Annotated in this window: 14 protein-coding genes and 1 tRNA gene; 4 read left to right on the plus strand and 11 right to left on the minus strand. The window is 57.1% G+C overall.

Going from position 1 to position 17,042, the window contains the following annotated elements:
- Window positions 1-4 precede the first annotated feature (4 nt).
- The 6 genes from AC5I5B_RS03295 to AC5I5B_RS03320 all read right to left on the minus strand — a co-directional run bounded on the left by AC5I5B_RS03295 (window position 5) and on the right by AC5I5B_RS03320 (window position 6,560).
- Window positions 5-1,300 carry a S49 family peptidase gene (locus AC5I5B_RS03295; protein WP_334426394.1) on the minus strand — a complete coding sequence of 432 codons (1,296 nt, stop codon included), beginning with the start codon at window positions 1,298-1,300 and terminating at the stop codon, window positions 5-7.
- Window positions 1,297-2,916, minus strand: coding sequence for a phage portal protein (locus tag AC5I5B_RS03300; protein WP_495752361.1), 1,620 nt, complete (start codon window positions 2,914-2,916; stop codon window positions 1,297-1,299). Before AC5I5B_RS03300 ends, AC5I5B_RS03295 begins: the two co-directional genes overlap by 4 nt.
- A gap of 68 nt (window positions 2,917-2,984) precedes the next feature.
- Window positions 2,985-3,212: a gpW family head-tail joining protein gene (gene gpW / locus AC5I5B_RS03305; RefSeq protein ID WP_495752362.1), complete on the minus strand. Its 228-nt coding sequence runs from the start codon at window positions 3,210-3,212 to the stop codon at window positions 2,985-2,987.
- 262 nt (window positions 3,213-3,474) lie between these two features.
- Complete coding sequence (locus tag AC5I5B_RS03310) at window positions 3,475-5,652, minus strand: terminase gpA endonuclease subunit (RefSeq protein ID WP_495752363.1); 2,178 nt, start codon at window positions 5,650-5,652, stop codon at window positions 3,475-3,477.
- On the minus strand, window positions 5,649-6,347 hold the full coding sequence (locus AC5I5B_RS03315) for a DUF1441 family protein (RefSeq protein ID WP_495752364.1): 699 nt from the start codon (window positions 6,345-6,347) through the stop codon (window positions 5,649-5,651). The genes AC5I5B_RS03310 and AC5I5B_RS03315 overlap by 4 nt, the downstream gene beginning before the upstream one ends.
- Before the next feature lie 3 nt (window positions 6,348-6,350).
- Window positions 6,351-6,560, minus strand: a complete 210-nt coding sequence (locus AC5I5B_RS03320) for a helix-turn-helix transcriptional regulator (RefSeq protein WP_210316676.1) — start codon at window positions 6,558-6,560, stop codon at window positions 6,351-6,353.
- A 204-nt stretch (window positions 6,561-6,764) separates the two neighbouring features.
- Here AC5I5B_RS03320 and AC5I5B_RS03325 point away from each other — a divergent pair, with 204 nt between their 5' ends.
- Complete coding sequence (locus AC5I5B_RS03325) at window positions 6,765-8,807, plus strand: hypothetical protein (RefSeq protein ID WP_495752365.1); 2,043 nt, start codon at window positions 6,765-6,767, stop codon at window positions 8,805-8,807.
- 331 nt (window positions 8,808-9,138) lie between these two features.
- Window positions 9,139-9,513, plus strand: coding sequence for a PDDEXK family nuclease (locus AC5I5B_RS03330; protein ID WP_495752366.1), 375 nt, complete (start codon window positions 9,139-9,141; stop codon window positions 9,511-9,513).
- Here AC5I5B_RS03330 and AC5I5B_RS03335 read toward each other — a convergent pair.
- Window positions 9,466-10,662: a tyrosine-type recombinase/integrase gene (locus AC5I5B_RS03335; RefSeq protein ID WP_495752367.1), complete on the minus strand. Its 1,197-nt coding sequence runs from the start codon at window positions 10,660-10,662 to the stop codon at window positions 9,466-9,468. The genes AC5I5B_RS03330 and AC5I5B_RS03335 overlap by 48 nt on opposite strands.
- Window positions 10,663-10,823: 161 nt before the next feature.
- Window positions 10,824-10,899 (minus strand) — tRNA-Ile (locus AC5I5B_RS03340).
- A 177-nt stretch (window positions 10,900-11,076) separates the two neighbouring features.
- Between AC5I5B_RS03340 and AC5I5B_RS03345 the strand changes: the two genes are divergently transcribed.
- Complete coding sequence (locus AC5I5B_RS03345; protein ID WP_004430464.1) at window positions 11,077-11,820, plus strand: SIMPL domain-containing protein; 744 nt, start codon at window positions 11,077-11,079, stop codon at window positions 11,818-11,820.
- A 168-nt stretch (window positions 11,821-11,988) separates the two neighbouring features.
- Here AC5I5B_RS03345 and AC5I5B_RS03350 read toward each other — a convergent pair whose 3' ends face one another.
- Window positions 11,989-12,324: a hypothetical protein gene (locus AC5I5B_RS03350; protein WP_004430463.1), complete on the minus strand. Its 336-nt coding sequence runs from the start codon at window positions 12,322-12,324 to the stop codon at window positions 11,989-11,991.
- Window positions 12,325-12,476: 152 nt separating this feature from the next.
- Window positions 12,477-12,899 (minus strand): secondary thiamine-phosphate synthase enzyme YjbQ, encoded by a 423-nt coding sequence (locus AC5I5B_RS03355; protein WP_060725123.1) that lies wholly within the window; start codon window positions 12,897-12,899, stop codon window positions 12,477-12,479.
- 253 nt (window positions 12,900-13,152) lie between these two features.
- Between AC5I5B_RS03355 and AC5I5B_RS03360 the strand changes: the two genes are divergently transcribed.
- A complete protein-coding gene (locus tag AC5I5B_RS03360) occupies window positions 13,153-15,705 on the plus strand; it encodes an HWE histidine kinase domain-containing protein (protein WP_111834720.1) in 2,553 nt (850 codons plus the stop codon).
- A 282-nt stretch (window positions 15,706-15,987) separates the two neighbouring features.
- On the opposite strand, the gene AC5I5B_RS03365 is transcribed toward AC5I5B_RS03360, so the two are convergent.
- A complete protein-coding gene (locus AC5I5B_RS03365; protein WP_060725258.1) occupies window positions 15,988-16,905 on the minus strand; it encodes a DUF930 domain-containing protein in 918 nt (305 codons plus the stop codon).
- Window positions 16,906-17,042: the final 137 nt, after the last annotated feature.

Genomic DNA, 17,042 nt, shown 5'->3' on the forward strand with positions numbered 1-17,042 from the left:
CGGTTTACTCCTTGTTGTCAGAGAAGCCGGCGAGGCCGTAGCCGCGGATCAGCGCTCGGTCCTTCTCGGCATCGGTTGCCTGGTTGTCGTCATTGGCATCGGCACCAGCAGCGATGTTCGGCTGCGTCGTGCCGTCCATGGCGGCGGTGAACATGCCGGCAGGGGCACCCGCGCCGGGCTGCGTGGCGGCGGCAGCGTCGGGTTTTGCTTCTTCCGGCAGCGATGCCAGAAACTCCGTCGCCTCATCAGCAGACATCGATGTCTTAAGGGCGGCGGTCAGCGCGGCAGTGGGACGCGCCTTGCCAGCGTCCGAGCCGATGATCGCGTTGATGCGAAAAATTGCGTTGGCGGCGCCGGTCTTTTCACCTTCTGCGACACCTTCGGCACGTGCGGCAGCGACCGCAGCTTCGTGTTCGGCCTGAGAGTTTTCGGCCATTGGTTCATCTCCTTCTTGTGAGAATGTGGCCTGTAAGGCCGATACGGCGTCTTCAAGATTTCCGATGGCATCAGCCAGTCCAATCTCGAGTGCCTGACGAGACATGAAGGTTTGAGCATCGGTCTCGTCGACCGCCTCATCACTCATGCCCCGACCCCTCGCCACCATGGCGACGAATTGCGAATGCAGTTCTTCGACCTCCGCCTGCCACTTTTCCTTCGTGGCGTTCGACAGAGGTTCGATTGAATTGCCTTGAAACTTGCCCGGCTTCGATCGAACGATCGTTGGGGTGATACCCGCCTGCTCGAGCATCTTGGAACGTTCGACATGTGTCCGGACCACGCCGATCGAACCTACGCCCCCAGTGCGAGCAACAGTGATGTGTGATGTGGCAGCGGCGATGTTGTAGGCGGCGGAGTAGGCAAACTCGGCAGCGACAGCGCGAATCTGCTTAATTGAGCGCGTCTCGTAAATGAAATCGCAGAGATCCCAGTTTCCGGAGACCATCCCGCCGCCTGAATCAATGACGAGGATGATCGACTTGACCTGACTATCGTCGCGTCCACGACGAACCGCTTCACGGATGTATTCGTAACCGGTCAGCCAATCGCCAACCTGATACGGAAAATTGTTCAGAAGAATGCCTTGAACCGGCACATAAAGAATGCCGTTCTTCACATTGTATGGACGATACCGATAACGGTAATCATCCTCGGCGTACCAGAAATCGTTTTCGTTCGCGGCCATCTTGTCGATCTCTGCGAGATGATCTGCCGCCATATGCGAATAAGTTTCGAGCCACGAACCACGGGTTTCGGCAACGAGAGCGGTGCTGTCCTGAAAACGTGCGAGGATTGCGTTCACGCCGCCTCTCCTTCTCTTGGTGTGGCGGACAGTGAGTTTTCCATGTCCTTGGTATCAGTGCTGTCGTAGATCGACGGATTGCCGTAAAAGCTGTCCAGTTCCCGCTCTCGCTGGATCTGGCGTGCGACGCGGCGATAGTCGCCGCCGCTCATTTTCGCGATCTCGGCTTCCTTCGTGGAGAACCCGCTTTTCACCTTGAGAACGGCGGCCTGAGTTTCCTTGAGCGGATCGATCTGACCCTGCCCCGCGCCGATCCATTCGCACGCGCAGTAGGCTTCGGCGTTCAATCCCTCGTAAAAGAGCGGCACGTTCTTTCTTTTGAGGCATTCGAGGTCGTTCTTGTTGATCGCTTCCTCGAGCCAGAGGCGATAGATGAAGTTGGCAACGCCATCGGCGGCAATCGCCTTCTTGGCATTCATACCCTTCTGCGTTTCGCCAATCGAAGCGCGAGCCGAGGAATAGTTCGTCTGTGTGAAATCGCGCGAGAACTGCTCGTAGGAAAGCCCGAGGGCTGCTGCGATGTAGCGCAGAAGGCTTTGTTCGTACTTGTCGCCGAGGGGGCCGGTTGCACCGGTATTTTGAAGCTTCAGCTTCGTGCCGGGCGCAAACACAGGAATTTTGGCGCCGTCCATGTGCAAGTTAGTTGCATTGGAATTGTAGGCCTCAATAGCCCCCAAGTATGCGGTCATCCATTCGACAGTGGCGTTGCCCTCAGGAGTCTGTCCGCCAAGGGCTGCCAAGACATCATCAGGAATTTCCGACTCAACCGAAGCTGCGTAGCTGGCTGCGACGACAGCGCGTTCCAGTTCCGTGCGACGAAAATGCTTCGTCATACGCATTTCGGAAAGCGCCGAAACCAAGTCAGATACGCCGCGGGACTGATCAGGGCGATCCTGCTCATAAATATGCAGGATCATTGGTCGACCCCACCGGTTGCGAGCGGGAACCCGTGTCCAGTTCATCTCGGAAAGACTGGAGAAATCGTGATAAGGGCCGTCGTTCGGATGGGAGTTCCGGATGTGATACGCAATGGGAGCACCGCGCCGATCCCGCTCAACGCCGTTTCGGATACGTGACCAATCCTGAATCAGCTTGTCCATCGGCGTGGAGAGCCTGTCCGTGTCGATCATCTGCACTGCTGACCGATAAGGGCGGCCATCGGCCGGCATCCATTCGGCGCTTGCCAGAATTTCCCCGCCGCCGAAGAACGTGCAGACACCGAGGCGAACCTGCGCGGTGAAGGTGTTGATGCGGGCGGCGTCGACCCATTTCTGCTGGCTTTCGCCCCACAGCATGAACTTGGTCTCAACCTCTTCCTGAAACGCCTCTTCCCACTTCGGGTCTTCCTTGCCCCACAGGACCTTCGTCTCAGGACGAGCATTGAGCTGGTAGCGGGAACCGACGATTGAGTCGCGGTAGATGTCAGCGCCACCAGACACGAACGCATCATTGCGAATCGTATCGCGCGACCGGGCATCAAGATTGGTTTTCTCAGGGAGAATTTCGGCGTCGGCCGAGCGAATGGCGGGCTGCCAGCGTGCAAGACGGTCGACTTTCGATGCGCCATCATAAGCGACACCGCCCGATGCTGCCGCCGTAGCACCGGGCGGTTGCACCGCATCGGCAACCGCTGTGGAGACATCAGCGGCAGTTCCGATCAGGTCTGAAAGATCAACAGCCGCTCTCATCCCCACGTCGGCCTCATGACACGATGCGGAGTTGTCGGCTGTCCAGCGATTTGAGCTTTGAGGTCTTCGATATACTGACGAAGGCGGGAGATATTTGCCATCGTGTAGCGGACGGACTCGCCGTTGCTATCACGAACCTCGGCGATGCCTTTGCCGGTCAATAGCTCGTGGAGGGCTTTTTGAGCCTCTCGTAACCAAACCTGCAATTCGGCGTTCGTCGCCATTTGTCACCCCGCAATGCGCTCTTGCAGGGTGAGTAATACCGCCGTTCATTCTTAATTACAATATTAAGTTGGAATTTTATAAACCATTTCCGTGTAGCGCCTATCACAGGCGTCGTAATAACCGCAGCGGGCGAAAATGCATAAACAAAGCAATTTCAACCACGTTAATGAGCAAGTTCATCAAGGCCTCCTTTCTTTTCAAGCGTTGTCGTTACGTGACAAATATGCACTCAAAAAGTGAAAGTCAATCTTGATGTGATTTTTATGCTAATTTTTTTGCAAGCTCCGCCAGTGCGTTAAGTCCGGTGGGTTTAACTGGGGGAGGATCGTCATCAACCTGACCGCCTGAAACGAGGTCGTTGCGATCCCACTCTTCCGCCCAAGATGGCGGGTTTTTCCAGTCGATGCGGTCGAAACCGAAGTGTGTGTAGGGCACGTTCTTCTCGATCGGCCTCAACGAAATACCCTCGGCATAGTAGGTCAGGTCGAATGCTTCGTTGCGCTTCTTCCGCGTGTTCAACCACCCCTTGGCTGTTCGTGTTTCCGAAGTGAGCTGCACAAAATACCAGTCCTCGGCCCAGTCAGGGAATCGCAGCATGCCGCCGTCGACACCCTCGTCAGCGATTCGCCGGGACATCAGCAACGAGACGGCGTCCTTGAGCTTGTTGGAATTGAGCATGACCACGGGCACGTCACCGCGTGCGATGGCAAGCGGGCCTTTCTGCGACGAGTCTGGCCATTCAGTCCGCGCCAACGGTTTCGACTTGGAAGCCTCACCCTTCACCAGGATGAAACGGCGATGCGACCCATCCTGTTTCGCCTTCAACCGACGCCAAAAATTATACGCATGGGCGGTAACCCCTTCCGCGCCACCCGAGTCGGAGGCGGTTGCGCGGATCGCCATGCGCCGGCCACTTCCGTCGCCTAGTTCGTATGTCTTGTTCATCACCTCTGGAATCAGGACATCCCAGTCCTCGCCGAATGCGGCAGGATCAATAGGCAGACGATCGGCGTTCGCATTACGGCGGTTCGACAGACGAACCTTGAACATGTCGACGACAACGCGATCACCGTCGGCCGTGTATCCCAAGACCTGAACGACAAACGCGCTCTTCTGGATATCGACCGTGGCGACAAGATAACGCACGCCTTCAGGAACAAGCGGTTCCTCTGGTGTCGACCCCCAGTCTTCACCCTTGGCTTTCAGCAGTTCTGGCGCGAAATCGGACAGGCGTGCCTGCGGGATGTAGAAACCACCTTGGTCAGTGGTTCTCGTCTTCCGTAGGGGGCCATCGTCACCGGTATCCTCAAGAGCCTTCAACGCCCGAAGTTCTTTTTCAACCAGTTGGCCCCAATCCTGATATGCGGCCGCAGGGCCTTTTAGCCAAAAAGATGCGATCGAAGACCTTGTGACCTTCATACCGGGTCTGACATCGATGTGTTTGTCTGAGCCCGGTCGGATGAATTCCCCCTCGCGAATCCAGTCGCCGAAGCTGTTCATTTCATCTTTCCATCTAGGCTCAATTATACAGCCATGTGGGCAGATCATGGTCGTGCTCTCTCGCGCTTCCATGGGATCGTCGCTCTCCCAACGAAGAAGCTTGAAATCAGGCTCAAACCAATCGTTGCATTGCGGGCAACACCACTGCCAGCGCTGACGGTCGCCCCGGTTGTGGAGTTCAAAGATACCACGGATCGGCGGAGCTTCGTGCGGCGAGGCCGGCATCCATCGCGGGTTTTCGATTTCCTTGTTCGGGTTAGGCGAAGATTCGGCGACGGTCATACCGAAGCGTTTGAACGTCGTTGTTCGCATGGCACCGAGGTCGAACGGATTACCTTCACCGTCAACATCGTCGTCCATACGGTCATAGTCTATGAACATGACCCGTGGCACGGTAATGCCTGACAGGTTCGATGCGGTGGGATACGTTAAGAGGAACCTCATCCCGCTCTTGAAAGCTTTGTCGAACGTGTTGTCGTGCTGGCGGGACGTTAACTGCTCGGCACGCACATCGGTCGACGCTAACAAATATCGTTCCAGGTCACCCTTTGACCACTTGCGCGCGTTTTCTCGGTCCATGTGGACATAGAGCATGTCGGCAGGGTCGGTTTTAACCGTGTGTGTGATCCAGTTGAGGCCCATCAACGTCTTACCGGTTCGAGCCGGACCGACAAAAACCATACCGGTGTAATCAAGCGACGTGAGCACGTCCTGCGGCTTCTTGAGATACGGCGTCTTCTCAAGTGACCAAGGCTTGCTGTACCCGCCCCCACTGCCCACGCGCGAGAACTTTTGCCCGGCCTCGGTCACGGTCATCCGGTTGGAAGGCTTCATGTCGTCGAAGGCTGACGCTATGATGTCTTCGACGGTCTTATAGCGCACGGAGTCAATTAACTCATCGATCGTGGGTGGCCGTATTTGGCGGAGCGGTGAATTCACTCATCGTCTCCCACTGGCCGGTCTGCATCATCAATCATCCGACCGCTGCTATCGAGTTCGCTCTTAATGTGAGCGGTCATAGAAAGCGTTTCGCGAGGCATCTCTACGAGCGTCTCGCGGATGTCGTCGACGAGGCGATTAGTAGCATCGACCAGTGCGCCATATTGTTTGTCGCTCAGCAGTTCCTTCTCCGGCAGGTCTTCGATCCACATCTTCACATCCTGACGGATCATCATGGCAACGCGCCCCAGTACGAGGGTCACATCTTCCGTATGCCAGAGATCGCCCGAAGCTAGCATCACCCGGTTCCGCTGGTGAGCCGAATCCCACCACATCTTGCTGACATAGGGCGGCAAGCTGGCGGCGTTCTGTTGAGCAAACCAGTCCTCAATGCTCCCGCGCGGCGGCACGAGATAAGACATGGCGGTCATGAAATCGTAGAACGGCACCTGCTTGCCGCCGTGGGTGACCCATTTGGACACTGGGCACTTTTCCAGTCGTTTCTGGATTTGCTTCGGCTGTTTGCCGACCACGTTCGCGATGAACATCACGCCGACGGGCTTGCGGAACTCGGTGTAATGCGGGAGGTCTTCCTGCATCTGCTTCTGCAGCCGGGCCTCAGCCTCGGCCTTGGTAGGCCTGCCCCGCGGGCGGCCAGCCGGTTCTCCACCCATCAAATCGCTGAGATCGACCATGGCTCACACCAGCAGGTCTGAGAGATCGACATTCGGTCGTCGGGTCGTCTTTGCGATCCACTGCTCCACGTCTCGTCTGTTCCAGGCTGAAAACCGATGCGAGATCCGCGTCTGCGCGGGGAATGTGCCGGCCTTCACACGGCGATAAATCTCGGCGCGGGATAAGGTCGTCACCTTCGACACATCGGTCACCCTCATAAGGCTGTCGTTCATTTGCGTCTCCATTCGTCTCTCATAAAGTGATATTCACTCTTTACGTGAAATTCAAGAGTCGTTATGAGTAATTTCATCAGCCGAACGCTGTTCGATGAAACCGGACAAATGGAGGTCGCCATGCAATCGGCGGCTAAAGCCCGCCACCAGTGCCCCGGCTCCGAGGGTCAAATCGGGTATCATCATTAATCGAGACGACGCTGCATGAGTGTGATTTTTACCGACATCGAGTGCTACCATGACTTCTTTTACATCGGCTTCAAGCGCGAGGAAGACGGCAAGCGCGTCGGCGTCGAACTCAGTTCGCGCTCATCAAACTATGATCGGAGATATGTTCGCTCCGTTCTGAAAAAGCACACCACGGTTGGCTACAGAAGCTTATCTTACGACGTTCCAATGATCTGGTACTCGTTGCAGGAGCACGTCACCAACGCCCACCTCAAACGTGCAAGTGATCGGCTGATCGAGGGCAACATCCAATGGTGGGAAGCTGAAGAATTTCTCGGAATAAACATCCCGTTCGAGGTCAAGAAACTCCACATCGACCTTTGCGAGCCGCAGCCCAATGCATTCGCCAGCCTGAAGTCGCTCAACGGCCGAATGATGGGCAAACAGTTACAAGACCTACCTTTCCCTCCTGACATGCGTCTGACCCACGAGCAGATGGACATCGTCGCCAATTACTGCCTTCACTCCGATCTTGATGCCACGCACAATCTCTGGAACGCCCTACGCGAACCAATGGAACTGCGTCGCGCCTTGGGAGCGGTCTACAATCGCAATTTCATGTCCAAGTCCGACAGCCAGATCGGCGAAGCGATCGTAAAAACGCGCGTCGAAGAGATCACCGGCCGCAAGGTCAAGAAGGTCGAGACGAAACCCGGAACTACCTTCAAATACCCGGTTCCCGACTGGGTATCTTTCAGGACGCCGGCTCTACAGGAACTGCTCGAGCGCGTCCGTGAAACTGAATTCGTCGTCAAATCCGACGGTAAGACAGCCTCACCGAAATGGATGGCGACCGAGGCCGCGCAGATCAAACTCGGAACCGAGACGTATCAGTTTGGCATCGGAGGCATTCACACTACCGAGTCCAACCGCGCAACCTTCTCGACAGACACCCACATCCTCATCGATGCCGACGTAGCGTCCCAGTATCCTGCAGCGATCCTAATGCTCGGGCTCTATCCTCGCTCACTAGGCCCGGAATTCCTCGAAGCCTATGACGGCATTCGCAGAGAACGCCTGGCGGCAAAGAAGCGTGCCAAGGAAATCGAAGAAGAACTACCCAAGGTCAATGACCCTGACCGCATCGCCGCCCTGAACCGGGAACTCGAAGAATGCAAAGTCAAGGACAAAGGCGGCAAAATCCAGTTGAACGGTGTCTACGGAAAGCTCGGTAGCCGATACAGCATCCTCTATGCACCACATCTGCTCCTGTCGGTAACACTGACCTGCCAGCTCGCCATTCTGATGCTAGTCGAACGCGCACTGGAAGCCGGCATCAACGTAGTCAGCGGAAACACTGACGGCGTGCTCTTCCAGTGTCCGCGCGAGATGTACGATGGGCTGGCGAAAGACCGTCTGAAGCCGTCGGCCCTGCAGCAGGTTTGCGTGCAGTGGGAGGCAGACACCGGTTTCGATCTCGAATTCGGCGAGTACAAGGCCATCTATAACCAGTCCGTCAACAGCTACTTTGCGATCAAGATGGACGGCAAGCATAAGCGCAAGGGACCGCTCGGCAACCCGTGGAACCCCGACAAGTCCGACTTCGATCCGGTGCGCGGTCAGTTGATGAAAAACCCGCAGATGACAATCTGCTCCGACGCCGCGTTGGCTCGCATCAAGCACGGCACGCCGATTGAGGAAACCATCAGGGCCTGCCGCGACATCCGCCAGTTCGTCACCGTGATCAAAGCCGCCAACGGCGCAACATGGCGCGGGCAGTATCTCGGCAAGGCGATACGCTACTACTGGTCGACTGATGGGGATGCGATCTATGACACCGTGCCTCATGAGACGACGGGCAATTTCAAGAAGATCCCGAAAACCGACGGCGCCGCAGAGTGCATGCGCCTGCCCGACGATTTTCCGGAGGACATCGATTACCGGCGCTACATCGAGGAGACTGAGACCATCCTCAGCGATCTCGGTTTCTACGGTCCAAAACCACCGAAACTGAAGCGCATCCGCCTCACCAAAGCTAATCGCGAAACGGTCTTGCGCACATGGATGGTCGCTGCATGACACGGCTCGCAGTTATCGGCAGCCGGACCTTCCGAGATTTCCCCCTGCTCTGCCGGACCATCCCCCTCTATAACCCGTCCCTGATTATCAGCGGAGGCTGCCCGCTCGGAGCGGACACCTTTGCCGAATGGTGGGCAGAACTGACCGGCGTCGACGCTCTGGTCTTCCTGCCCGACGGGAAACCAGGCGGCTATCATAGACGAGATCGCCAAATAGCCGAGGCTTGTGACCGCCTGCTAGCTTTTTGGGACGGAAGATCACCAGGTACTCGCTACACGGTGAATTACGCAAGATTAATCGAGAAACCTGTCCACGTCGTGAGGTTCAAGAGATGAAACCCCTGCCCGATTTCGATTTCACCACGCGCAAAATCGAGAAGAACGAAGAACTGGACGCTGTAGCATGGGCGGAAAACAATGGCTGGATCGTCCGCAAAATCCAGTACCAAGGTCGAGTTGGCTGCCCCGATCGTCTGTTCGCAGGATACGGAAAGCTGTACCTGATCGAGATGAAAAAGCCCGCCGCTCGCAAGCGAAAATGTGGCGGGCTTTCAGCAGGCCAAAGCGGCGAGATCAAACGGTTCGCAGAAGTCGGCGTGGAAATCAAAGTTTTTTACACAGGCCCCGAGGTGATCGAGTTCCTGCGTCGGCATATGACATCACAAAAGCCCGTCGAGCAAATCGAGTCTATTTGTGACCTTCTTTGACAACGCCAGCAGTCGATCAGTGTACCAGTTCATCATTTTAATCCGCTCAGGTAGATATAGGGCTGCGTTGTAGGCTGCGCGCACCTCGTCTTTGGGCACGTGTGCCAGTTGGCGTTCGATGCTGTCCTCTCGCCACAGTCCGCTTTCGTTCAGGATTGTACTGGCTGTCGAGCGAAATCCATGGATTGTCGCTTTCGAATGATAGCCCATACGATACAGGCCAAAGAGCATCGTATTTTCACTGATCGGTTTTAGACCGGTCCCACCTGGCACCACCAAGCGGTTGCCTTTTGAAATCTCCTTCAATTGAAGCAACAGCTCAATTACGTGATCGGTCAGTGGCACCAGATGCTCTTTCCGCATCTTCATGTGTGCCTCTGGAATCCGCCACAGCTTCCCTTTGAAATCGAACTCCGACCATTCGGCCATCCTTATTTCGTGCGTCCGAACAAACGTGTGGACAACCACCTCGATCGCCAGTCGGGTTTGAGCTTCACCGTCGTAGACCTTCAGACGATTGAAGAAGACAGGCAGATCTTCTTCCCTGAGCGCAGAGCGGTGCTGCGCAGGCGGGTTAGCCTTCATTGCGTTTACCAGAAGAGCAGCCGGATCGTTCTTTGTTTTCCCTTCTGCTATCGCATACTTAAAAACGTTGCTGACCGTTTGCCGCACGCGTTTCGCCATTTCAATAGCTCCGCGGTCTTCGATCTTCCGCAACTCCTGGAGAAGCTCTACCGGCTCAATGGTGTCCACGTCTCTTTCTGCGAACGCGGGAAAGATATCATCCTCAAGACGTGCCCATATTCGCACCGAGTACGACGTGACCCACCCCGCCGCGTTTGCCGCGAACCACGCTTTCGCAATCGCCTTGAATTTTCGGTCCTCGGGCACGTCGCTTTTACCCATTGGGTCGAGGCCCTGTTGAAGCTTTTCTTTCGCAACGTCTCGAGCAGCACGTGCTTCGGCGAGCGATACTGTCGGATAGGTGCCGATAGACAGAGTTTTCTGTTTACCATCGAACACATAATTCATGCGCCACAGTTTTGAACCGCTCGTCCTGACAAATAGATACAGCCGACCAGAGTCACTCAGCTTGTAATCTTTCTCTGCTGGTTTGGCATTTCGGCACTTCATGTCGGTGAGGCTCATGAAACTCTCCTGTGGTATTGCTTTTCTTGTACCATGTTTGATGCCACACAGTCCGACTGGATGCACGGCAACGTATTGAGACGAATGAGGACACAAACACCTGAAAACCAAGGCATTTCATGATGTTCATGAATGTACTGAGACGCATGGGGATGGGTAAATGGTGGGCCCGGAGAGACTCGAACTCCCAACCAAGCGGTTATGAGCCGCCGGCTCTAACCATTGAGCTACAGGCCCTTTCGGAAAACCGATCCGAAACACCGGCTTCGCAATGGTTCGAATCCGGTGGTCACGCTCTAACGTAATTTTTTGAGCCCGACAAGCCATTGATGCTTTCCCAAAACAGCGCCGCCGTATTAGCTACACAATCTAAGGCAATACCCTTCAAAGGGACTCAATCAACGAGGAAACACCATGAAGACAAAAACGGCCCGCCTTTTCGCACTCACCGCAATGACCGCAGCTGCCATGATGCCGCTCGCCGCCCAGGTGTCTGCGCAGGAGGCTTCCCCGCGCGAAGCCACCATCAGTGTTTCCGGTGAAGGCCAGGCGGCCATTGCCCCTGATATGGCGATCCTGTCCTTCAGCGTCGTCAAGCAGGCGGAGACTGCGGCTGCGGCTCTTACCGAAAATTCCAAGGCGCTCGCCGACGTTCTGAAAGCGCTGAAAGAGGCCGCCATTGAAGACCGCGACCTGCAGACCAGCAATTTCTCCGTGCAGCCGCTCTACAAGCACTATGAACCCAAGGACGGCGTCTATGTTGCGCCCGAGATCACCGGCTATCAGGTATCCAACGGCCTGACCGTGCGGGTGCGCGACCTGAAGAAGCTCGGCACGATCCTCGATACCTCCGTCAAGCTCGGCATCAACCAGGGCGGCGACATCACCTTCACCAATGACAAGCCCGAAGCGACGGTGACCGAGGCCCGCAAGCAGGCCGTCGCCGATGCGCTGGCCAAGGCGAAGACGCTGACGGAAGCGGCGGGCGTGAAGCTTGGCCGTGTCATTCAGATCAGCGAAAACTCGCAGCGCCCGATGCCGGTACCGGCGGGCGTGATGCGTGCTTCGATGATGAAGGAAGCCGACAGCGTGCCGATCGCGTCGGGTGAGAACAGCTACAGCGTGGTGGTCAACGTCACCTTCGCTCTCGAGCAGTAAGATCGGCGGCGGGCGGCACTCCTGTGCCGCTCCTCCTCCATCCTGAATTCAGCCATTGGCATGATGCAAAACGAAATGCCCCTCGCCTGCCTTTCCGGACAAGCGAGGGGCATTTTTTAATCGTTCTGCCCGACGGGGATATCAGCAGATCGATAAGACTGGCCGCTGTTAGCGCCGGATCACCGGGCAACCGCGCTCATTGGCGAAAACGATACGATCACGGCCGCGACGGTCAAAGCCTGCCACCACGACCCGGCGCGGCGATACATCAACCACGCGGGCGCGGCGAAGACCCATGCGGCTTGCCTTTTCTTCCGCAAGCGAAACCGAGCAGCCGCGGCGCGGGCGGTCCGGACGGCCCCAGCCGGGACGATGACCATAGCCGTCCTGAACCTGAACTCTGAACTGGACATCCGAGCCTGCGGAAGCCGCTGGCGCCGTAAAGGAAATTCCACCGAGGGCTATGAGGGTAGCCAGGCCGGCTTTTGCAAAGGTGCTGAACATGAACTTCACTCCGTTTGTTTCTTTGCCGACAGGGGAACATCCCCCGGCGATTGACGAGACCCTAGACCCGCCCGTCTGAATATCAGCAGAACCGAATGTTCAGCAGGCGTTCAGAGAGGTTAACGCGCAATACATCAATCCGGATCCAGACATCACGGCGAGATATGCAGCACGATTTCCCGCCGATGCGGCTGGTCGCGATGTTCGAAAAGATAAAGGCCCTGCCAGGTGCCGAGCACAAGCCTGCCGTCGCTGATCGGCACACCGATGGAAACCGTGGTCAGCGCCGATTTGATATGGGCGGGCATATCGTCGGGGCCTTCCAGCGTGTGGATGATCCATCGCATGGAAGGATCATCGGAAGGCGGCACGAGCCGGGAGAAAAACACCATGAGATCACGCCGCACATCGGGATCGGCATTTTCCTGAATAAGCAGCGAGCAGGATGTGTGCCTAACGAAGATTGTCAGCAGGCCTTCCTCCACCCCGGCATGATTGACGAATGCCCTGGCCTCGGATGTGAACTCGTAAAGGCCCTGTCCATGGGTGGGGACGATCATCTTCTTCTGCGGCACAATTTTTCCTTCAAATAACTTGGAACAAAATCGACGCTGCCAACGTTGCAACATGTCAAATTGTATCCGATGACATCACGGATACGACAATCGCATGACGGCGGCTCATAAAAGCACAACGGAAAACCGGCGTCACAGTTGCAAAAATCGGGGAAGGGTTGGCACTATCAGAATGGACTATTCAGGCTTTCCCATCTCACGACAACCAGATTATCTTCGGCACAGACAGACACAGGGTGCGAAAGACTGATTCATGGCACCCAGTGACTATCAAGTCGACCTGACCAATTGCGACCGCGAACCCATCCACATCCCAGGCTATATTCAACCGCATGGCTGTCTCATCGCCTGCGATAACGCCATGCGCATGGTGGTGCGGCATTCCGAAAACTGCCGCGAACTGCTGGGCATTGACGGCGATATCAATGGCAAAACCGCCGAGGACGTGCTCGGTAAAAAACTCGTCCACGATCTTCGCAATGCGCTGACCGTCACCGGCAGAACCACGCGTCCCGCCATGCTGCCGGCCATGGAAATGAGCGACGGCCGCAGCTTCGATATTTCGCTTCACCGCTACAAGTCCACCACGATCATCGAATTCGAGCCCTCCGGCAGCGAAACGCAGCCGCTCGGCACGGCGCGCAAGATGGTGGACCGCATCCGCGAGGCGGACAGCGTTGAAAGCCTGATTTCCAGAACGACGCGGCTGGTAAAGGCGACGCTCGGTTACGACCGGGTGATGATCTACCGTTTCGAGGAAGATGGCGCCGGCAAGGTCGTGTCGGAGGCGAAGCAGCCGGAACTGGAAAGCTTTCTCGGGCAATATTTCCCCGCCAGCGACATCCCGCAGCAGGCCCGTGCGCTTTATCTCAAGAATACGCTGCGCATCATCTCCGATGCCAGCGGCGCCCGCGTTCCTGTCCTGCCGGCCGTCGATGCCTCCGGCGAGCCGCTCGATCTGTCCTTCGCGCATCTGCGCAGCGTCTCGCCCATCCATTGCGAATATCTCCGCAACATGGGTGTCGGCGCTTCCATGTCCATTTCGGTGATTGTCGACGGGGCCCTGTGGGGCCTCATCGCCTGTCATCACTATTCCCCGCGCGTGCTGACCATGCCGGTCCGGATCGCCGCCGAAATGTTCGGGGAATTTTTCTCCATGCATCTGCAGGTCCTGAAACAGAAGCGCAGGCTCGATACCGTCAACCACGCCCATGCCGCGCTCGACCGCTTTCTTCGGCTTGCCGCGCATCACGCCAATATTGAAGAACTGCTGATCGACAGTTTCCAGGATTTTGCCGATCTGATGCCGTGTGACGGCGTTGGCCTGTGGGTGGGAAACAACTGGCACTGCCATGGCGCAACGCCGCCGCATGACGCCATTCCAAGGCTGGCGCGTTTCGTCGCCTCGGCTTCCGAAGGCAAGGTCTGGGCGACCCATGCGCTGTCGCAGGCGATACCGGAAGCGGAAATCTACGCCGGCACCGCGGCCGGAATGCTCGCCATTCCACTCTCGCAGGTAAAGAACGACTATCTCCTGTTTTTCCGCAAGGAGATCGTGCAGAACCTGAACTGGGCCGGCAATCCGGAAAAATCCTATGAGACCGGCCCGATGGGGGATCGTCTCACGCCGCGCAAAAGCTTTGCGATCTGGAAAGAGACGGTGCGTCTGCAGGCGCAGCCCTGGTCGGAAGCCGACCGGGAAATCGCCGAAGCCGCCAGAATTGCGCTGGTCGAGGTCGCATTCCATCACAGCGAGCTGATGGCTGGCGAAAGGGAACGCGCCGAAGTGCGCCAGCGCATGCTGAACGAGGAACTCAACCACCGCGTCAAGAATGTTCTGGCCATCATCAAATCGCTGGTCGGCAATCCCTCGCAGGAGGGCAAGACCCTGCAGGAATATGTCACCGCGCTGAAGGGCCGCATTCAGGCTCTGTCCTTTGCTCATGACCAGATCATACGCGGTGAAGGCGGCGGCGCGCTTCGCGATCTTCTGGACGCCGAATTGTCGCCCCATCGCTCGCCGGAAACGACGGTGAAACTTGAGGGGCCTCAGGTCACGCTCGATTCACGCGCTTTCTCCGTGATGGCGCTGGTTCTGCACGAACTGGCGACGAATGCCGCCAAATACGGCGCGCTTTCGCAAAATGGCGGGCAATTGCATGTGCGCTGGCAGATCAGCGAAAACCGCGATTGCGAGATTGGGTGGCGCGAAATCCTGCCCACCAAACTGCCTACCCCGTCGCGCGCCGGTTTTGGCACGGCGCTCATCAGCCGCAGCATCCCCTACGATCTCGGCGGGCGCAGCACGATGCGCTATTTGCCTGATGGGCTGGAGGCGGAAATTTTCCTGCCCGCCCGTCACGTCTCATCGGCGACGGTCGCATCCAGCGCGCAAACCGAGGATGAAACCGCACCACAGCCCAGACGCTATAACCGGGAGGAGCCGTTGAAAGTATTACTCGTTGAAGATCAGATGCTGATCGCCATGGATGTCGAGAACATGCTGGAGGATAACGGCATCAAGACCATAGAAACGGCAACCTCGTCGGCAATGGCGATTGAAAAGCTGAAGAGCTATGTGCCTGACGTGGCCATTCTCGACATCAATCTCGGCTCAGACACCTCGATCCCGGTCGCGAGAGAACTTCACCGCCGCGGCGTCCCGTTCCTCTTCGCCACCGGCTATGCGGATGGCAGCATGGTGCCGGATGAATTCGGCAATGTGCCGGTTATCCGCAAGCCCTATGATGAGGATGCGCTGATGGCGGGCATTGGGCTACTGGTGGGTGATACGGAGCGGGTGTGAGATAGCTCTCTAAGCACGCACCCCTTGCAGCCACATGGAGTACGACACGATGCTTCCCGGCTGGTGTATAGGGAGGCCGTTTTGCAGCGCACTTCCCTCCCTCATCTCTGTGCTTGTCACAGAGATCCAGCCAGCCCAAGTCCTTGGGCTGAAAGGACGTTCTTCGCCGCGCGGACGCGCGCCGGCTGGATTCCTGTGACAAGCACAGGAATGAGGGAGAAGGGATGGAATCGACGAATGGAACCTTTGTTTCACTTACCCTCGCGAGGGACAAATGGTCTGCTACCGCCCCGTGAAACCTCGTTTCTTTGCTTCAGCCGCCGTAATGACATCACCTATTTTAAATCTGAAGGCCGTCACCGCGTAATTCTCGACATCCACCTCACATTGAAACGTGACATCGCGCCAGACGTCGCCGACGTTGAATGCACCTCCGGTAGCGTCAAGTAGATTGCCGGATATGCGTCCACCGGTGTCGGAAAAGCCGTACATGCCTCGGGTGGCCGTATAAACCTCTCTTATTTGGGCCAATGCTTCCGCCTGACAAAGTTGCACGATGCGACGACGGGGCGGTAGATCGCCAAAAATCTGCCGTCGCTGCGCTGGAGTTAACACAGCAGACGACAATAAGCTTTTGGCCGCCGGAAGTTTCGCGGGCTTCTCTTCCGCCACCTCCGCAGGCTTTTCCTCAACCGGCTTTGCCTGCGGCACTGGCGGCTGATCCGGCTGCGATTCTTCCTTGATAGGTGAAACCGCGATTTCCCCCTGCGCGGCGGAAGCCTGAAGATCGCGGTTGGCGGCGGGCGGCGCGGGCTTTTCCTCGGCCGCCTTTTCAGGCTGGCTTGCGGGCTCCTCGGAAGGCTCGGTCTTTTCCGCTTCTTCCGCCTTTCCCGGCTTGTCCTCGCGATCCGCCTGCATTTCCTCAGGCCTCATGGCGATGGCCGGCAACGTCGCCTGCGGCTGCGGCAAAGGTTTTGCCTCTTCCGCCGGTGGGGCCGGCGGTGGTGGCGGAGGTTGCGGCTTTTCCTCTTTCGCCTTCTCTTCACCCGGTGGCGGCGCCTCTTCCGCCTTTTTCTCCTCGGGCGGCGGCACCAGATCGACGCTGATGCTCTCCGGCTCCTGCGGTTCGACTATCCGCTCGGGCAGTTCGAAAAGGAAGATCGCAACGACGGCAAGATGCAGGAGAACGGAGACGGGCACAGCCCATCCCTTCCACCGCCATCTGCCTGCCGAAACCTGTTGCATCTCATCGAACCAAATCGAACCGGAGCATTTCCAATAAAAGCGGAATGCCTGTTTTCACACATAAGGCTTGTCGCAGAGTTCGCCAGTGCGGG

Source organism: Agrobacterium sp. (assembly GCF_059499945.1).